Origin of the sequence: Sphingobium sp. JAI105, from assembly GCF_015752145.1 — a bacterium.
Taxonomy (GTDB): domain Bacteria; phylum Pseudomonadota; class Alphaproteobacteria; order Sphingomonadales; family Sphingomonadaceae; genus Sphingobium; species Sphingobium xenophagum.
Window position 1 is genome coordinate 1624507 of record NZ_JADOUC010000001.1, and the last position, 17225, is coordinate 1641731.

Below are 17225 nucleotides of genomic sequence, written 5' to 3' on the forward strand. Positions count from 1 at the left end.
AGAGAATAGGTGGGGGACGCAGGACGTCCCGTTGGAGAATATCGTTTCATGAGCTTCCGTTCCTCGTTGCGCCCTATCCTTGCGGGTTTCGTGCTGGCCGCCGCGCCGATGATGGCGCAGCCTGCCGCCGCGCAGTTTTTCTGGTCGCCCCCCGACCTGTCGGCCCCGCCGCTGACCGATGCGGCCGCCGCGACCGCGATGGGCCTGCCCGGCGCAACGGCGGCGGAGATCAAGGCCGGGCTGGTGTGGAACCTGCGCGCGGCGCTCAACATCGCCGCATTGCAATGCCAGTTCGAGCCGACGCTGCTGGCGATCAGCAATTATAACGCGATGATCGCCCATCATGATGCGGAACTCGATTCGGCGCAGTCGGTACTATTGGGCTATTTCCAGCGGACCGTGGGCAAGGGACGGCCCGGACAGGCCGCGTCGGACCAATATGGCACGCGCATCTATTCGGGCTATTCGACGGTGCAGGCGCAAAAGGGCTTTTGCCAGGCAGCCACTGTGGTCGGGCGGCAGGCGATCTTCGCCGATCGCGGCACTCTGCATGAAGTGGCGCGCAATGGGCTGGCCTCGATCAAGAAGTCGCTCGTGGTCGCGGGCGAGCAATATTATGGATCGCCCGGCTACGACTATAGGGTCGCCATGCCCTCCCTGGCCGCCAATTGCTGGAAGAAGGGCGTTTTGCAGCCCGAGTGCCAGCAGCAATGGAATGCGCAGAAGGGCGAGGCGCAGCCCTGACCGGCGTTACCGCAGGCCCAGATATTTATGGGCCTGCACCGTCAGCCGCCAGCGTGGGCGATCCATGACCACCGCGATCGCAGCGCGGGCATTATCCTGTGCATGGGGATCATCGAGCGGCTGAAGCAGATGATGGGCGAAGGCCCATTGCTCCATCGCCGCCACATCGGCAATGCTGTGTCCGCCACCGGGCTGGGGCCAGACCAGCTTCAATTCATGGCCTTCGCGCTGAACGACATCGCTGCCAGCCTTGGGACTGATGCAGATCCAGTCGATGCCGGGATGGACGGCCAGCGTGCCGTTGCTTTCGATCGCGATGGCGAAGCCGCGGGCGTGGAGCGCGTCGACCAGCGCATCATCGACCTGCAACATCGGCTCGCCACCGGTCAGGACGATATAGCGGCCAGCATCGCCCGCACCCCAGAAAGCCAGGGCCGCATCAGCCAGTGCATCAGCATCGGCGAATTTGCCGCCACCATCGCCGTCGGTCCCGACGAAATCGGTGTCGCAAAAGCGGCAGATCGCCTGCGCGCGATCCTGTTCGCGCCCGCTCCACAGGTTGCAGCCGGCAAAGCGCAGGAATACCGCACGCCGACCGGCCTGCACCCCTTCCCCCTGCAGGGTCAGGAACATTTCCTTGACGGCATAGCTCATCGTCCGCCGCCGTTCAGGGCCGGGCGGCGTAGATGGTGGGATCGGGCAGGCCGGCTTCCTCAAACCCCTTGGACCGCAGACGGCAACTGTCGCACAGGCCGCAATGCTTGCCGTCCGGGGTGGGATCATAGCAGGACCAGCTGACCCCGGCATCCAGTCCCAGACGATGCGCTTCACGCACGATGTCCGCCTTGCTCATATGTTGCAGCGGCGCGTTGATGCGAATCGGATGGCCCTCCACCCCCGCCTTGGTCGCGAGGGCCGCCATGGTCTGGAAGGCGTCGATAAATTCGGGGCGGCAATCGGGATAGCCCGAATAGTCGAGCGCGTTGACGCCGATGAAAATGTCGCTGGCCCCGGCCACTTCGGCCAGCCCCAGCGTCAGCGACAGGAAGATGGTGTTGCGGGCGGGTACGTAAGTAACGGGAATATCGTCACCCACCCCGCCCTTTGGCACAGCGATGTCGGCCGTCAGCGCCGACCCGCCAAACGCCGTCAGATCGAGCGGGAGGACGATGTGGCGCATGGCGTTGAGCGCCTGCGCGACCCGTCCGGCTGCGCGCAGTTCGACGCGATGGCGCTGGTTATAGTCGATCGACAGGGCCAGCAGATGATAGCCGGCTTCCCGCGCCAGGCCGCCCGCGACCATCGAATCAAGGCCGCCCGATAGCAGGACGACGGCGAATTTTCGTTCATTGGAACCCATGGCCCCGCGCTACCGCCCGTGACGCGCCAGTGCAAGCGGCGCAATCATGGTCCGATTATTGGCAGTCGCCGATGCGCCGGGCTTCCATTGCAAAGGCGAAGGGTGCGCCATCGGCAATCCCCTGCGAATTGATCTGGACCAGCCGGGGCGTTTCGACGCGCAGGTCGGTGCGGCCATTGCCCGCAGCGGCGCAATCATAGGTGATGGTCGCCATGGTCGGGGCGTCGCTGACCACGAAGCTGCGGCACAGCGTGCGGCCATGGCGGACCTGAAGCAACTGGCGCAGATCGGTGATGCACAGCTTGCGGGTCTGGCCGTCTTCGCTGCCCTCCCCGCGTTCGTGCAATTCCCATTGGCCAGGCTGCAACGGACGCAGCGCCGCGAGCGACGGGCGCTGGGCAGCCCCGGCCCAACTCCCCGTCATCATCGCCGCCGCGACGGCCAGCGTCCGCAGTCCGTTCCTTGCCATGATATTACCTATGTCCCGCCATGGATTACGCGCCCGATGGGCCGCAATCCGCCTAACCGACAGATGAAGCCCAATTGCGGCATTTTGATAGCGCGCGCGGGCGAGTTTGCCCAAATTACAAATGTCGTTAGCGTAACGATCCGCTCAATGCGCCGTGAAACTGTCGAGCGCGAGCGGGAAAATGCGCGAGCAAAAAGCGCAATCGACCCCGATAATGCCATCGCTGCCAGCCATTTCAACCCGCTCTTCCGCCGGAAAGCGGCCGATCACGTCACGGATATGGGCGATGTCGCAGCGACAACCCTTGGCCAGCGGCGACGGCTCCATGACCCGCACTTCGGGCTCCTCATGGAACAGGCGCCAGACGATGTCGGTCAGCGGCAGCGTCTCGTCGGTCAGTTCCGCCTGGCCCAACGTGATGCCCAATGCCTGGACATGCTCCCATTCCGGGTGATCGTGACGGACATGCAGCCGTTCCCGCCCCACTTCGCCTTCGGGCAGATGCTGGATCAGCATGCCCCCGGCGATGCAGCCCTGCCCCGCGTCGTGGCGGGTGCCCATGCGAATGATGCTGGGGATCTGTTCGGACTGGAAGAAATATTGCTCCGCCGCATCGGCCAGCGTTTCGCCGTCGAGGGGGACGATGCCCTGATAGCGTTCGCCGGTGAGCGCCTGATCGAACGTGATGGCGAGATACCCCTTGCCGAACAGGCCGAACAGCGTCGGGTCCGGGCCAAGCTCGGCCAGCCGGTCGGCGTCGAACTTGGCATAGCCGCGCAGTTCGCCATTCTTATAGTCAGCGACCAGCAGCCGGACGACGCCGGTTTCGGTCTGCGCCTGTAGCGTCAGCTGCCCGCCCGCCTGCTTGAGCGTGCTGCCCAGCAACGCGGCAAGCACCAGCGCCGACGCCAGCAGCCGCTCGATCGGCGGGGGATAGGCGTGGGCGGCCAGAACCTGATCCAGCACCGGCCCCAGCCGCACGATTCGCCCGCGCGCATGACGCGACGGAATGGTGAAGCCGATGGCATGGTCGATATGAGGAGGCAGAATGACGATTCCTTGTGATCCGCCCGACTCCGGTTGCGGGATCGGGCGGCAATGCATTCACCCGAATATAGGGCGGCTCTAAAGCTTTCCAAGCGCCCAGAGCAGGACCGACTTCTGGCCATGGATGCGGTTTTCCGCTTCGTCCCAGATCAGCGACTGGGGGCCGTCGATCACGTCTGCGACGACTTCCTCGCCGCGATGGGCGGGCAGGCAGTGGAGAAAGCGGGCCTGCGGCTTCGCCCCAGCCATCAGCGCGGGCGTAACCTGATAGGGCATCATCGCCGCCAGCTTTTCTTCCGCATGGGACTGGCCCATCGAAATCCAGGTGTCGGTCACGACCACGTCCGCGCCGGCCACCGCCGCCACGGGATCGCGGGTCAGGGTGATGCTGGCCCCCAGCGCCTGCGCCGCTGCCGCAAAAGCGGGATCGGGATCATAGCCATGCGGCACGCCGATGCGGACGTCGAACTTCAGCAGGCCCGCCGCCTCGATAATCGAATGGAGGACGTTATTGCCGTCGCCCAGCCAGGCCCACTGGCTGCCCGGAAGCGCCAGCCCATGTTCCACCACGGTCAGCAGGTCCGCTACGATCTGGCACGGATGCGACAGGTCGGTCAGGCCGTTGATGACCGGGACGGTGGCGTAATGGGCCATTTCCTCGATCTTGGCATGATCATCGGTGCGGATCATGATCGCGTCGCACATGCGGCTGAGCACGCGGGCGGTGTCCGCCACCGTCTCGCCGCGGCCGAGCTGGCTGGTCGCGCCGTCGAGGATCAGCGACGTGCCGCCCAACTGGCGGATCGCCATGTCGAACGAAACGCGCGTGCGGGTCGAGTTTTTTTCGAAGATCATCGCCAGCGTGTGGCCCGTCAGCGGCGCGTCAGCATCGGCGCGGCCCTTGGGCCAGCTGGCCCGCGCGGCCTTGCGGTCGATGGCATCGGCAATCATCGCGGCAATGGCATCGCCGCCTGCGTCGGACAGGTTCAGAAAATGTCTGGTCATTGGTAACAACCCCCTCGACCGTTCGGGCTGAGCGAAGTCGAAGCCGCTTCCTTTCTTGCGGAAGAAAGACGACCCTTCGACTTCGCTCAGCGCGAACGAAGGTAAAATCAGGCCGCCTGGGCCTCCGCATAGCTGCGCGCGCCCGCGGACAGCTTTTCGACACATTCGGCGATATGGCTTTCGTCAATCACCAGCGGCGGCAGGATTCGGACAACATTCTGCCCCGCCGACACGGTCAGCAGACCATGATTGTCGCGCAGATGGGCGACAAAGCCGCGCGCTTCGACACTGTCGTTGAGCTTCACGCCCAGCATCAGCCCCATGCCGCGCACGTCCTGGAACAGACCGTCATGATTGGGGATAAGCTGTTCCAGCGCAGCGCGCAGGCGCGCGCCGATCGCTTTCACATGATCCATGAAACCGTCGGCCATGACCTCTTCCAGCACGGCCAGCCCCGCCGCCATGGCGAGGGGATTGCCGCCATAGGTGGTGCCATGAGTGCCAAATACCATGCCTTTGGCGGCTTCCTCCGTCGCCAGGCAGGCGCCCAGCGGGAAGCCTGCGCCGATGCCCTTGGCCACCGACATGATGTCGGGCGTAATGCCATATTGTTCATGCGCGAAGAAGGTGCCGGTCCGGGCATAGCCGCACTGGACCTCATCCAGGATGAGCAGCAGGCCATGTTCGTCGCATGCCTTGCGCAGGCCGGTCAGGAATTCGTGCGTCGCTGGCGTCACGCCGCCTTCGCCCTGCACCGGCTCCAGCAGGAAACCGGCGGTATTGTCGTCGATCTGCGCCAGCGCGGCGTCCAGATCGTTGAACGGCACCACGGCAAAGCCGGGCAGCAACGGTTCGAACCCGTCGCGCATCTTGGGCTGGCTGGTGGCCGAGATTGTCCCCAGCGTCCGCCCGTGAAACGCGTTGTCGAAGCTGATGATCTTGTGCCGGTTCGGCTGGCCATTGACATAATGATAGCGGCGCGCGGTCTTGATCGCGCATTCGACCGCTTCCGCGCCCGAATTGGTGAAGAACACGGTATCGGCAAAGGTCGTATCGACCAGCTTCTGCGCGAATTTTTCCCCCAGCGGCATGCCATAGAGGTTGGACACATGCATCAGCGTCGCGGCCTGATCGGCAATGGCCTTCACCAGCCTGGGATGGCCATGCCCCAGCAGGTTCACCGCAATGCCGCTGGCAAAGTCGAGATAGCGCTCACCGCGCTCACCGATCAGATAGCAACCTTCGCCTCGCACCGGACGAACATCGCACCGGGGGTAAACGGGCATGAGCGGCGTAATCGACATGAGCCTTCCCTTTCTGGGCTTGATGCGCGTCCTTGCACGAAGGACTGGTGGTACAACGCAAAAAGGCGGCCCCCGCCGGGCCGCCCTTTGCGAGCATCGCCTATACAGACGCCATGTTTGGGGTGCAACCCCGCAACACGGGCCAGTCAGACCATGCTGGCATTCTTGAAAATGCGCGAAAGCGCGCATGTCATAGGCCGCATCTTATCCGATCTGATTCCAGGCGTCGGCGATTTCCGCAATCAGTTCACGCGCCTGATCGACCGGCTCCGCCGACCTTTCCTTGGCGCCGACGAGCAGCAGGCGGCGCGCTTCGCGATAGATTTGCGCCAGCCCGACGGAAATGTCGCCGCCCTTGTCGAAGTCCAGGCTCGATTCGAGCGCGAACAGGATCGACATCGCCCGCGCCTGCTTGTCGGATACTTTCATCCGGTCGCCCTGGCGCTCCGCCAGCGCCGCCGCTTCCATCGCGATCAGCAGTTCGTCGAACAAGATCTTGACCAGCGCATGAGGGGTCGCGCCTTCCGTCCGGCTGCCCGAATGGACCGCTGCATAGCGCCGCGCCGCCATATTGCCTGCATAACCCTGATTGTAGAACATCGTCCTGCCGTCCCCGATTAATTCTTGCTGTTGTTCCAGATTTCAATCTGCTGATCGAGATAGCTCTGCGTCGCCTTAAGCGCGGTCAGTCGCGTTTCCATCTTGGAATAGACGCTGGTGAGTTGCGCTTCGTAGCTGGCCATCTGTGTGTCGAGCTTTTCCAGCTGCTTGGTCAGCGTTTCGCCCAGGGTCTTATATTTGGCCTGGGATTGCGCGAAGGAGCCGTCCTTCAACTGGATCTTGTCCCGTACGCTGTCCATCAGCCCAGCCAGCCCCGGATTGGTCGCCGACGCGACTGCGGGGTTGAGCAATTGCGTGATCGCGGAAGGATCGGCCGCGATGGCTTTGTCCAGCGTGTCGGTATCAAGTTTGAGCGTGCCATCGCGATTGGTGGCGACGCCAATGTCCGACAGCGTCCTGTAGGTGCCCGTGTCGGACAAGGGCGTGGAGGTCATCGCCGACAGTTGGCGGCGCATGTCGCGGATCGAGGCTTCGCCGTTCAGCACCCCTGCGGACGATGAGTCCGCGCCGGTTGCCGTGGCTGTGTTCAGCGCCTTGACCAGCGTATTATAGGCATCGACAAATTCGACCATCAGGTCGCGCATCGACGTGGTCGGCTCGGTCGTCGCCAGCGTGACGGTGGTGCCGGGCGCGGCCTTGTTCAGGTCGATGCGCAGATTGGCGATCGCGGTGTCGATGGTGTTGGTGGCGTAATGCTGCTCCACCCCGTCGAGCTTGATGATGGCATTTTGCGGGCTGGCCTTGGACTCCATAGTCAGGCTGTCGGCGCCATTCCAGGCGAAGGCAGCCAGATCATCGCCGCTGACCGATGTCAGCGAAAAATCATTGGCCGCGCCGGTCGCGCCCTTCATCACCAGCCGCGTGCCCTGCACGTCGGTCACGACCGATGCGGTGACGCCCAGTCCCGACGCGTTGATGGCGGCGGCAAGGCCGGTATAGCTGTTGTTGCTGGCGTCGATCGTGATGGCAGCGGAAGAGCCGCCGACCGTCAGCGTCAGTTCCCCTTCGCCGACCGCGCTGGCAGCGGTCGCGCCCGATACCGGGATCGACGCCAAAGTGCGGCCCGAAGCAAGTTGCTGCACTTCCAGCTGGGCGGGCAATCCCTTGGGCACGCCCCCCGGCAGCGGGCTGACCGAGGCAATGCTGGTGTCGTTGGATGCGGGCACGCCCGCATAGCCAGTGCCCGACAACAAGGTGGTCAGCGCGTCGGCAAAAGTGTCCAGCGAACTGGAGGCGGACGCCAGTGCGGAAATCCGTGCGCTGTTGAGGCTCTGGCGATCGGTGATCACCTTTTCCTTCGGATCGCGCGTGGCGGCGACCAGGCTCGATACGAGCGACCTGGTGTCGATACCCGATCCAATGCCGAGTGCGGTGGTGATATTGGAGGTGACCGATGCCATTGCGCCGTCCTTTCAGAGGAAAGAACGGCGCTAGCGGCAAGACCTTTAGGAATGATTTTCGCGCGATGCCCCGCGCGGATTATCCGTTGGCGGACGCCAGCACCTGATCGACCGTGGCGCGGCTGATCGCGCCCTGGGCAGCCTTGGCATAGGCGGCCTGTTCCACCATGCGCCGGGCGATGACGGTGGCGTGTTCGACCGCTTCCTTGCTGGCGGGCGGCAACGGCACAAGAATGATCGGCACCGGCATCAGCGCCTGGATCGCGCCCGCAGCCGCTTCGACGCTGGGCGGGTTGGTCGCTGATCGCAGGTCGGCCAATATGTCGGCAATTTCGACATGAACCTTGGCATATTCGGCAACGCTGGCGACATCCTCGTCAATCGAGGCAAGGTCGACCTGCGACGCGGCGCCACGCGCGCCGGGCGCTGCGCGACCCGACCGGCCGAGCGACGCAGGCGGGACGGCCTGCACCGGGGACAGCGCGCGCGTTGCGGCCCTGTCTATCGGCGATACTTCGCTGCGTGAACCATAGTCGTTCATGACGCACCATCATAATGCGTCCCCGTGAAGAGATTACGGACGAGTGCGGCTAAACTTTAATTCACCACGATGTTTTTTTGCTGGCCCGACAGATGGAGGGCGAGAAGGATGGGGATGAGGCCCGGCCCCGGCAGCCCGGCCATGCCAGCGACGATCTGAAGCAGGGGGAGGAAGAAGGCGAGCGATGGCGCGATTCGCCCCTCCCCCGCCGCCAGAGCCAGCACCGCCACGGCAGCCAGCGCCAGCGTGTCGTAGGAGAGCATATAGGGCGTGGCCGAAACGGCGCAGGCAAGGAACAGGAGGTTGGCACGCAGGTCGTCAGGCGCAGGGCGCTGCCGGAAACGCAGCCAGACCAGAATAGCGGCGAGCAGCGCCAGCGCCGTCTGGAGCGCGCTCGCGGCCGGGACGGGCACGCCGATGACGCGCAGGTTCATGAACAGGGTGGGCATGAACGGCCCGGCGAGATGATCGGGATCACTGAGCACCAGCGACTGGTTGGCGATGCCGGTGGCGATATAGATGTGCCAGATGTCGATGCCCCAGATCAGCGCGACGACGCCCGCCAGCGTGACGCTGGACAGGGCAGCGGCGACAAAGGCGCGCCAGTTGCCGGTCGCGACGAACAGCAGGGGGATCAACAGGGCAAGCTGGGGCTTTACCAGCAGCAGGCCGACCAGCGCACCAGCCAGCCAGGGGCGGCTTTCGCGCCAGCGCAGCACGGCCAGCAGGATGGCGGCGGCCAGCAGCGCGAACTGGCCCGACATGAGGCCGATCAGCGCGGCGGGCGCGGCCAGAAGCAGCGCGATGATGCGCCAGTCGCGGGTCCATAGGCGCAGGGCGACAGTGAAGCCGACAATGCCGCACGCCGTCCACAGCAACAGGGCGGGGAGATAGGGAAGCAAGCCGAAAGGGGCAGCGATCAGCAGGGCAACGGGCGGATAGGACCAGAGCTGGCCGGGATAGCCCGCGCCGACCACGGGGCCGAGCGCGGCAAGATAGGTCGGCATGTCATAATAGCGGGCCGGGTCGGCCTGCCACGCGGCGCGGCCATACATCCAGATGTTGAGGAAATCGCGCCCGACGACCAGCGATGTGCCATCGCGGGGGATGGCTGGACCCAAGGACAGGGTCAGGCAATAGGCCGGAACGAATATCAGCAGCGTAAGGCCCGCGCCGATCCATAGCAGGCGGAGCCTGTCCATGGAGGCGTTAATGCTTCTTGCCGTCGGCGTCGAAGCGCAGGTCTTCAGGAACCGTGATGAACGGCCGGTCCATCTCGCTCGCCATGCGGTTTTCGACCCGGAATACGAACGCCAGCACGGTCGCGACCGCCATGTAGAGGCCTTCATTGACGATCTGCCCGGTGCGCGAGGTGAAATAGATGGCGCGGGCGAGTTCGGGATATTGGAGGACGGTCACGCCATTCTGGTCGGCCAGTTCACGGATGGCCGCGGCGATCGCGTCGCTGCCGCGCGCGACCACGACCGGGGCGGCGTCGACGCCGGGCTTGTAGCGCAGCGCGACGGCGAAATGGGTCGGGTTGGTGATGATGACGCTGGCTTCGGCCACGGCCTGCCGGGTGGAGCCATTGAGCGTTTCATACTGGCGGCGGCGGATCTGGCCCTTGAGTTCAGGCGAACCTTCGCTTTCCTTATGCTCATCCTTGATTTCCTGCTTGGACATGCCGAGCCGCTTGGCCCGCTGCATGATCTGCGCCGGCACGTCGATGCCCGCGATCAGGAACAGACCGCCCGCCATCACCAGGCAGGTCAGGATGAACATATTGCCAAGGTCGGCCATGGCGGGTGCGATACCCTGCTTGCCAAGACCGATGATCGCGGTCAGCCGGTCCCAGATCATCCACACGCCGATGCTGCCGAGCAGCCCGACCTTGGCGATGGACTTGAGCAGTTCGATAAGCCCCTGAGTGCCGAAGATTCGCTTGAGGCCAGCGCCGGGATTCAATTTCGACGCCTTGGGCGCGAAGGCGCCGGGGCGGAACCCAAGCGACCCCAGCAAGGCGGGCGCGGCGATGGCGGCGAGGAAGGTTGCCAGCATGACGCCAGCCACCGGCAGGGCGATGCCGGTCAGCAGGTCCAGCCCGCGCTCGGCGGGCGAAAAATCGACAATATCGTCCCGCCTGAAGCGCAGCGCCTGTGTCAGCATGTCCGACAAGGCGTCGATCATCGAGGGGCCGGTCACCGCCAGCCAGCCGATACCCGCCATCACCACCAGCGCCGTGCCCAGTTCGCGCGACTGGAGAATGTCGCCCTTCTTGGCGGCGTCCTGCAATTTTTTGGGTGTCGGTTTTTCGGTCTTTTCGCCGCCGCCGGGACTGTCCGCCATGGTCTAGCGCCCTTCCGCGATCGACTGGGCATGATCCAGCCCTGCCTTGAGCGCGACCGTCAGCCCTTCGCCCATGATCGGCGCGGCAATCGCCAGCAGGACAAGGCCCGCCATCATCGCCATCGGCATGCCGACCGCGAACAGGTTGAGCGAGGGCGCGGCGCGCGCCAGCATGCCCATGACGATCTGCACCAGCACCAGCGCGAAGCCAACCGGCAGCGCGACGGTGACGCCAGCGCCCAGCAACGCGCCGCCAAATTCGACCAGATGCCAGACCGCATCGTTGGACAGCATCGCCGCGCCGGGGGGCAGCGCCTGATAGCTTTTGACGACAAAGGCCGCGAGCAGCAGATGCCCGTCCATGCCGAGCAGCAGGAAGGTGGCCAGGATGGAGAGGAACTGCCCCACCACCTGCGTCCCCTGCCCTGACGACGGATCGACCATCGCCGCGAAATTGAGGCCCATGGCGTTGCCGATCGTTTCCCCCGCGACGAAAGCGGCGGCATAGCCGATCTGGACCGCAAACCCCATGGCGAGACCAGCCAGCACTTCGCCCGCGACCATCATCACGCCTTCAAAACTGGCGATGCCATCGGGCGGCAGGACGATGGTGACGGTGTTGAGCGCGGCAAGGCCGAGCGCGAGGCTGAGGATCAGGCGCAATTGCAGCGGCACGGCGGGCGCGCCGAATACCGGGGCCGCGATGAAGGCCGCGCCGGGGCGGATCATGGCGATCAGCCAGACCCACAACTGGGCCTCCACGCCAGCGAAGCCCGGTGCGATCATTGCAGCAGGTCCGGTATCCGCTCGAAAATCTCGCGGGTGAAGTCAGCGATCAGCACCATGATCGAACCGCCGAACAAAGCCAGCATGCCGCCGACGACGATGATCTTGGGAATGAAGCTCAACGTCTGTTCGTTGATCGAGGTCGCGGCCTGCACCATGCCGATGACAAGTCCGGCGACCAGCGCGGGCAGCAGGATGGGGGCGGCAGCCAGCGCCGTGATCCAGAGCGCCTGCTGGGCCAGGCCCATGAAGAAATCGGCATTTTCCATCAGCCGGGCAACCCAACGCCGTTCGTTTCGAGCGAAGTCGAGAAACGGTTGTGCGCAGGTTTCTCGACTTCGCTCGAAACGAACGGAAGGGGAGTAAGCACGCCAATCATGTCGCGAACGACCCCGCCAAGCTGCCCATGGTCAGCGCCCAGCCATCGACCAGCACGAACAAGAGCAGCTTGAAGGGCATGGAGATGATGGTTGGGGACAGCATCATCATGCCCAGCGCCATCAGCGTGGAGGCGACGACAAGGTCGATGATGAGGAAGGGCAGAAAGATCATGAAGCCGATCTGAAAGGCGGTCTTGAGTTCGCTGGTGACGAAAGCGGGCAGCAGGATGGTGAAGGGGATGTCGGCGGACGTGCGGAAGGGCGGGGCTTCGGCCAGACCGGCAAACAGCTTGAGGTCGCTTTCGCGCGTCTGCTTGGCCATGAAACCGTGCAGCACCTTGCCCGACCGACCGACCGCTTCCTCTATGCTGATCTGCCCCTTGCCATAGGGGTCGAACGCCAGCTGGTTGATCTGGTCGATGGCGGGCCGCATGACGAACAGGGACAGGAACAGGGACAGGCCAAGCAGCACCTGGTTGGGCGGGGTCTGTTGCAGGCCCAGCGCCTGCCGCAGCAGCGACAGGACGATGATGATGCGGGTGAAGCTGGTCATCATGAGGATCAGCGACGGCAGCACCGTCAGCAGGCTCATGAGGATCAGGATTTGCAGGCTGAGCGAGAGCGAGCGGCCGTCGCCCGAAATCTGACCCATGGCGCGGCTCAATGCGCCGCCATTGTCGACCGGCGCAGCGGGTGCAGCCTGGGCGAAGGCGGGGGTGGAAAGGAGCAGGATCACAAGAATGGCGGCCGTCAGCGCCAGCGCAATTCTGATCCCGTCATTCCGGCGCAGGCCGGAATCCGGGGTGGCATAAGCTGCGCGCCAACGCCCTGAACCCTGACCTTCGCCGGGGTGACGATTGTCAGGTAGCAGGAGCAAGTCAGCGAACACGGACATGATCGCCTTCCGCGATTTTTTCGATGCGGCCGCGGGTGACCGAGAGGAGGATTTTCTTGCCCTCAAACTCCACGACGGCAAGCTTGCCGAACGCCCCCATCGGCAGGGCTTCGAGCAATTTGAGCGAACGGTCGCCCTGCGCGCCGATCATGCCCGGCTGATATTTGCGCCACAGCCACAGCGCGCCAAAAGCCATGCCGCCGACCAGCGGCAGGAGGATCAGCAATTTGACGAAATACCAGACCATCATGAAGCCGCCCGCAGATTATGGTTAATGCCCTGCGTTCCGCAGTTTCGGCCGTCAAGGCAAGCGTAAAATCCGACGCGTGCGATCAACCGCGCCGTTCGATGCCGGCCAGCCGGTTTTCGGTCGCGGCAATGTCGATGATGCGGATGCCATAACGGCCATTGACCGTCACCACCTCACCCTTGGCGATCAGCGCGCCGTTGACCATGATGTCGAGCAGATCGTCGGCCTGCCGGTCCAGTTCGACAATCGAGCCTTCGGCCAGATCCATGACTTCGGCAAGGCGCAGCGAGGTGGAGCCGACCTCCACCGACATGCGCACGGGAATGTCGGCCAGCAGTTTGAACTGATGGTTATTGCTCATCCGCCCGACCGGATCATCTCCACGCTCCATGCGGGGGGCTTCGCTCATGTCACTCATTGGTCGGGTCCTTGTACAATCTTTTCAATCTGGAAGGCGGCGCGGCCATCCTGTTCGCCGATGCTGCCGCGCGCGACGATGCGGTTACCCACGATCAGCGGCAGGCTGCGGCTGATGGTGACGGGAATGACGTCCCCGACCTTGAGCTGCATCAGTTCGGCGAGCGACAGGTTGGGACGGGCCAGCACGGTCCGGGCGGGAAGGCGGATGTCGCGCATGCGGCGGGCAATGCGCGCCTGCCAGACGGGATCCTTCTGATCATCGTCGGCGGGCAATCTGGTGCCCATCAGCGGTTCGACGGCACGCAGGGCGGCCAGCGGAAAGACGAGATCGACCGGCCAGAGCTGATCGCGGGTGATGCCGATCATGAAGCGCTGGACAACCATCTGGTCGCCCGGCTGGGCGGAGGCAGCAAAACCAACGCCCGTTTCGCGCACGATCAGCGCCGGTTCCAGCGGCAGGATGTCGGACCATGTCTCGACCAGGCGGGAAAGAAGGGCTTCAGACAGCCGGGCGATCAGCCGGTCCTCTGTCGGCGTGAATTCGCCGCGCGGGGGCAAGGGACGATTGCCGATACCGCCATAGAAACAGTCAACCAGGGTGGAAATCATCGCTGCGTCCATGCGCAACAGCACCTGCCCCTTGAGCGGGGCCACACGGTAGATGGAAATGCTGGTAAAGGCGGGCACCTGGGCGGACCAGGCGGAAAAATCGAGCAGTTGCGCGTCCTGCGCCTCCACTTGCGGGCGCACGCCGCAGATCGGTTCCACCAGCGCACGGATGCGCCGGCCGAGCTTTTCGCCCAGCCGGTCCAGCCCCGACAGCATCATTGGTGCCTGCGATTCCCCGCGCCCGAAGGCGTAGGTTTGAACGTCGTCCATCTTGGTCCCCTGCCCTTCGGGTCAGGGGATTTCCCGACCTTTCAGACAGGCCTATTGAATAACGAAATTGGTAAAATAAACGTTATCAACGCCGCCATAACCCGTTTTTTGCTTCAATATATCGTTGATAATGCCCTTGATCTTCCCCTGGAGCGCCCGCTTGCCTTCGGGGGTGGACAACATCTCCTCCGGCTGCTGCGCAAGCATCATGAGCACCTGGCTGCGGATCGCCATTTCGTGCGTCTTGATCGCGTCGATCACGCGCAGGTCGTAATAGGTGGATACCGCGACCGAAATCTGGGCGAAGGCGTCCGTATCGGACATGTTGGAGGTGAAGGGGGTCTGAAGCTGGAAATAGGTCGCCTGATAGGCGGCCGGGTTGGCAGGCGCGGGCAGGTCAATGCCCTTGCCATGCGCGCCATGGGCCGCCGCTGCGGCTTCACCATGCGGCGCGGCATGGGCCTTGGCGATCTCCTCGGCGCTTTCGCCGGCCAGCACCAGCACGGGCTTGTTGGGATCTTCCTTGGGCCCTTCTTCCTTGGGGCTGAAGAAACCGGCGGCGTAAAGACCACCGGCCGCCCCGGCGCCGCCGACCACCATGGCGACGACGATCAGCAGGATCATTTTCATGCCCCCGCCCTTTTTCTTCTTCTTGGCCTTAGGATCGTCGCTCATCGTTCATATCCCCCAGGATAGCGCTGGTCACGCATAGCGCGCGCGAATGGCTTGGCTGGCGGTATCACCAGTCTGCTCATGGTTAAGAACGGCCGGATCGCCGCCCGCTTTATGGGCGAGTGCGATATTTTCACGCTGTTGCCAGCGGCCCTGCTGCTGCGACTGGCCCATGCCCTGTCCGGCGCCCTGCCAGTTGGCGGACGGGCCGTTGTGCTGGCCCTGTTGCTGTTGCGAGGGTTGCTGCTGCGACGACGGGTCGGATCGCGCCGCATCGCCGACATGCGGCGCGCGTTCGATCTTCACCTCGCTGATGCGCACGGCAGACAGACCCGCGTCCAGGCGCAGCCGGTCGCTGTCCTGTCGCAGGGCGGCTTCGGCGATGTCGCTGGAGACGGTCAGGCTGACCGCTGCGCCGTCAATGCCCTGGCGGATGCTGACATCGATCGGGCCGAGCTGGTCGCTGCTGATCTGGAACCGGCCCTGCGCGCCATTGGCGGACAGGCCCGCAATGTCGCGCGCCAGCGAATCGATCCACTGGCCCGACACGCCCATGTCGACGACCTGCGCGCCAAGCGTGGCGGAGAGATCGACCGCGGGAAGCGCGGGGGCGACGGTCGGGATCGTCAGCGGCGGCGCGGCGGGCGCGGGGACGGCGGGGTCAATGGCTCCGGGCATCGCGTCCGTTATCGCGGCGACGGGTGCATCAGCGGGTGCCGTATCACCCCCGGCAGCAGGCGATGGTGCGGACTGACGGGCCATATGCTGACGCGCAAGCTGGAGCAGCGACAGGGCTTCTGCCCTGGCCGACGGTGAGCTGGACATATTGGCGGCGTTTATGATGGGTGCTGCGTCCGAAGCGGGTTCGGGAAGCGTCGGCGCAGGATCGGGCGCAAGAATGGGGCTGGGCACGGTCACCGTTCCGGTCGCTGTGGCGTCAAGCGGCCTGGGCAGGATCGCGAGCGGAGCGGCCTGTCCCGGCACTGGCGCGATCGCAGGTGGCACGGCAGCAGGATTAGCGCCATTTCCGGTCGGCGTCGCTGCCGCGATGGGGGCAACCGGCTGCTCCGCGATCAAATCAGCAATCGATTGCGGTTGATCGCCGACAGGCTGGATTGTTACGGCTGGCGCGACGGCGGGCTGGACCGTGGCGGGAGAGGAAGCCGACGGCGCGTCAGGGGATTGTTGCGGGGGCGTAGCGGGTAGCGGCGCAGCAGGCGGCGGCATCATCACCATGGTGGACGGTTGCGGCGGGGCGTCGGGCTGTTCCGGACGCTCCGTTTCGATGTCGGATGGCTCCGCGTCCGCGTCTGTCACCGGCGTTGCGTCGGACGGCGCGATGGCGGGCGCGGGCGCAGGCATTGGCACGCCTTGTTCCGGGATCGCGTGATGCTCGGCCTTGGGGGCCGGTTTGGCGGGCGTATCCGACACGGGCGTAGCGGGCAGCGGCGGCGCAGGCGGCGGCATCGTCGCCATGGCGGGCGGTTGCGGCGGGGCATCGGGCTGTTCCGGACGCGCCGCGTCGATGTCGGATGGCTCCGCGTCCGTGTCTGTCACCGGCATTGCGTCGGACGGCGCGATGGCGGGCGCGGGCGTTTGCTGGGGGGCGATAACGGCCGCCTCGGTAGGCGCGACGTGCGCCGCGACCAGCAGCTGCGCCACCGACTGCATGGGCGCAGCCGGTGCAGCCGGGACCGTATGGGGATCGTCGAATTGCTGGGAGATGGGCAGCGGGCCTGGCGCGTGCGGCTTTGGCGCGGCGGCGATCGGCGCGCTGGGGCTGGGCGGCACCGCCGGGGCGGCGGCTGGAAGCGGCAAGGCGTCGCCATCTGTCGGAACCGGCGTGTTTACGGCGGGGGCATCGGGCAGAGGCGCATTGTCGCCAGGGTCGGGCATGCTGGCCTGGGGCATCGCCAAAGGCTGCGCGCCATGGCCTTGCGGATCACTGGCGGCGGCTGGCGATCCGTTTGGCGCGAGCCTGGCGGCGTCGATCATCGCGGCAAAGTCGGCCGTGCCGTCCGGCACCGCTGAGGTATCGGCCTTGCCGGTCGCGCCAACGGGCGTGCTGGCGAAGAGTAGCGCCTTGAGGCTGGCGATCATATTCAT

20 protein-coding genes are annotated in these 17225 nt (G+C 64.9%); 1 reads left to right on the top strand and 19 read right to left on the bottom strand.

Features of this window, described 5'->3' with window-relative positions:
• Positions 1–48: 48 nt before the first annotated feature.
• Positions 49–744 (top strand): hypothetical protein, encoded by a 696-nt coding sequence (locus IWY39_RS07755; protein WP_017182861.1) that lies wholly within the window; start codon positions 49–51, stop codon positions 742–744.
• Positions 745–750: 6 nt separating this feature from the next.
• Here the strand turns inward: IWY39_RS07755 and queE are convergent, their stop codons facing one another.
• From queE to IWY39_RS07850, 19 genes are all read right to left on the bottom strand, one after another.
• The gene (gene queE / locus IWY39_RS07760) at positions 751–1398 is read right to left on the bottom strand and encodes a 7-carboxy-7-deazaguanine synthase (RefSeq protein WP_107124432.1); all 648 of its coding nucleotides are present in this window, start codon (positions 1396–1398) and stop codon (positions 751–753) included.
• A gap of 13 nt (positions 1399–1411) precedes the next feature.
• Positions 1412–2104, bottom strand: coding sequence for a 7-cyano-7-deazaguanine synthase QueC (gene queC / locus IWY39_RS07765; protein ID WP_017182863.1), 693 nt, complete (start codon positions 2102–2104; stop codon positions 1412–1414).
• Between the two features lie 55 nt (positions 2105–2159).
• Positions 2160–2573, bottom strand: a complete 414-nt coding sequence (locus IWY39_RS07770) for a DUF3617 domain-containing protein (RefSeq protein ID WP_107124476.1) — start codon at positions 2571–2573, stop codon at positions 2160–2162.
• 144 nt (positions 2574–2717) lie between these two features.
• Complete coding sequence (gene hslO, locus IWY39_RS07775; RefSeq protein ID WP_107124431.1) at positions 2718–3677, bottom strand: Hsp33 family molecular chaperone HslO; 960 nt, start codon at positions 3675–3677, stop codon at positions 2718–2720.
• Between the two features lie 21 nt (positions 3678–3698).
• Entirely contained in the window at positions 3699–4625 is a 927-nt protein-coding gene (gene argF, locus IWY39_RS07780; protein ID WP_107124430.1) for an ornithine carbamoyltransferase, read from the bottom strand.
• Between the two features lie 107 nt (positions 4626–4732).
• Positions 4733–5929: an aspartate aminotransferase family protein gene (locus IWY39_RS07785; protein ID WP_107124429.1), complete on the bottom strand. Its 1197-nt coding sequence runs from the start codon at positions 5927–5929 to the stop codon at positions 4733–4735.
• Positions 5930–6133: 204 nt separating this feature from the next.
• Positions 6134–6529, bottom strand: coding sequence for a flagellar export chaperone FliS (locus IWY39_RS07790; protein ID WP_017182868.1), 396 nt, complete (start codon positions 6527–6529; stop codon positions 6134–6136).
• Between the two features lie 17 nt (positions 6530–6546).
• Positions 6547–7950 (bottom strand): flagellar filament capping protein FliD, encoded by a 1404-nt coding sequence (gene fliD / locus IWY39_RS07795; RefSeq protein WP_107124428.1) that lies wholly within the window; start codon positions 7948–7950, stop codon positions 6547–6549.
• Between the two features lie 79 nt (positions 7951–8029).
• Complete coding sequence (locus IWY39_RS07800) at positions 8030–8491, bottom strand: hypothetical protein (protein WP_107124427.1); 462 nt, start codon at positions 8489–8491, stop codon at positions 8030–8032.
• 56 nt (positions 8492–8547) lie between these two features.
• Positions 8548–9693, bottom strand: coding sequence for a glycosyltransferase family 87 protein (locus IWY39_RS07805; RefSeq protein WP_107124426.1), 1146 nt, complete (start codon positions 9691–9693; stop codon positions 8548–8550).
• A 7-nt stretch (positions 9694–9700) separates the two neighbouring features.
• On the bottom strand, positions 9701–10837 hold the full coding sequence (flhB, locus tag IWY39_RS07810) for a flagellar type III secretion system protein FlhB (protein ID WP_017182872.1): 1137 nt from the start codon (positions 10835–10837) through the stop codon (positions 9701–9703).
• Positions 10838–10840: 3 nt separating this feature from the next.
• Positions 10841–11623 (bottom strand): flagellar biosynthetic protein FliR, encoded by a 783-nt coding sequence (gene fliR / locus IWY39_RS07815; RefSeq protein WP_107124425.1) that lies wholly within the window; start codon positions 11621–11623, stop codon positions 10841–10843.
• The gene (fliQ, locus tag IWY39_RS07820) at positions 11620–11892 is read right to left on the bottom strand and encodes a flagellar biosynthesis protein FliQ (RefSeq protein WP_017182874.1); all 273 of its coding nucleotides are present in this window, start codon (positions 11890–11892) and stop codon (positions 11620–11622) included. Before fliQ ends, fliR begins: the two co-directional genes overlap by 4 nt.
• Before the next feature lie 106 nt (positions 11893–11998).
• Entirely contained in the window at positions 11999–12898 is a 900-nt protein-coding gene (fliP, locus tag IWY39_RS07825) for a flagellar type III secretion system pore protein FliP (protein ID WP_107124424.1), read from the bottom strand.
• Positions 12882–13145, bottom strand: a complete 264-nt coding sequence (locus IWY39_RS07830) for a FliO/MopB family protein (RefSeq protein WP_026002338.1) — start codon at positions 13143–13145, stop codon at positions 12882–12884. The genes fliP and IWY39_RS07830 overlap by 17 nt, the downstream gene beginning before the upstream one ends.
• An 85-nt stretch (positions 13146–13230) precedes the next feature.
• Complete coding sequence (gene fliN, locus IWY39_RS07835) at positions 13231–13566, bottom strand: flagellar motor switch protein FliN (protein WP_026002339.1); 336 nt, start codon at positions 13564–13566, stop codon at positions 13231–13233.
• Entirely contained in the window at positions 13563–14447 is an 885-nt protein-coding gene (locus IWY39_RS07840) for a flagellar motor switch protein FliM (protein ID WP_107124423.1), read from the bottom strand. The genes fliN and IWY39_RS07840 overlap by 4 nt, the downstream gene beginning before the upstream one ends.
• Before the next feature lie 51 nt (positions 14448–14498).
• Entirely contained in the window at positions 14499–15122 is a 624-nt protein-coding gene (locus tag IWY39_RS07845) for a flagellar basal body-associated FliL family protein (protein WP_017182879.1), read from the bottom strand.
• A 27-nt stretch (positions 15123–15149) separates the two neighbouring features.
• Positions 15150–17225, bottom strand: a complete 2076-nt coding sequence (locus tag IWY39_RS07850) for a flagellar hook-length control protein FliK (protein WP_196871418.1) — start codon at positions 17223–17225, stop codon at positions 15150–15152.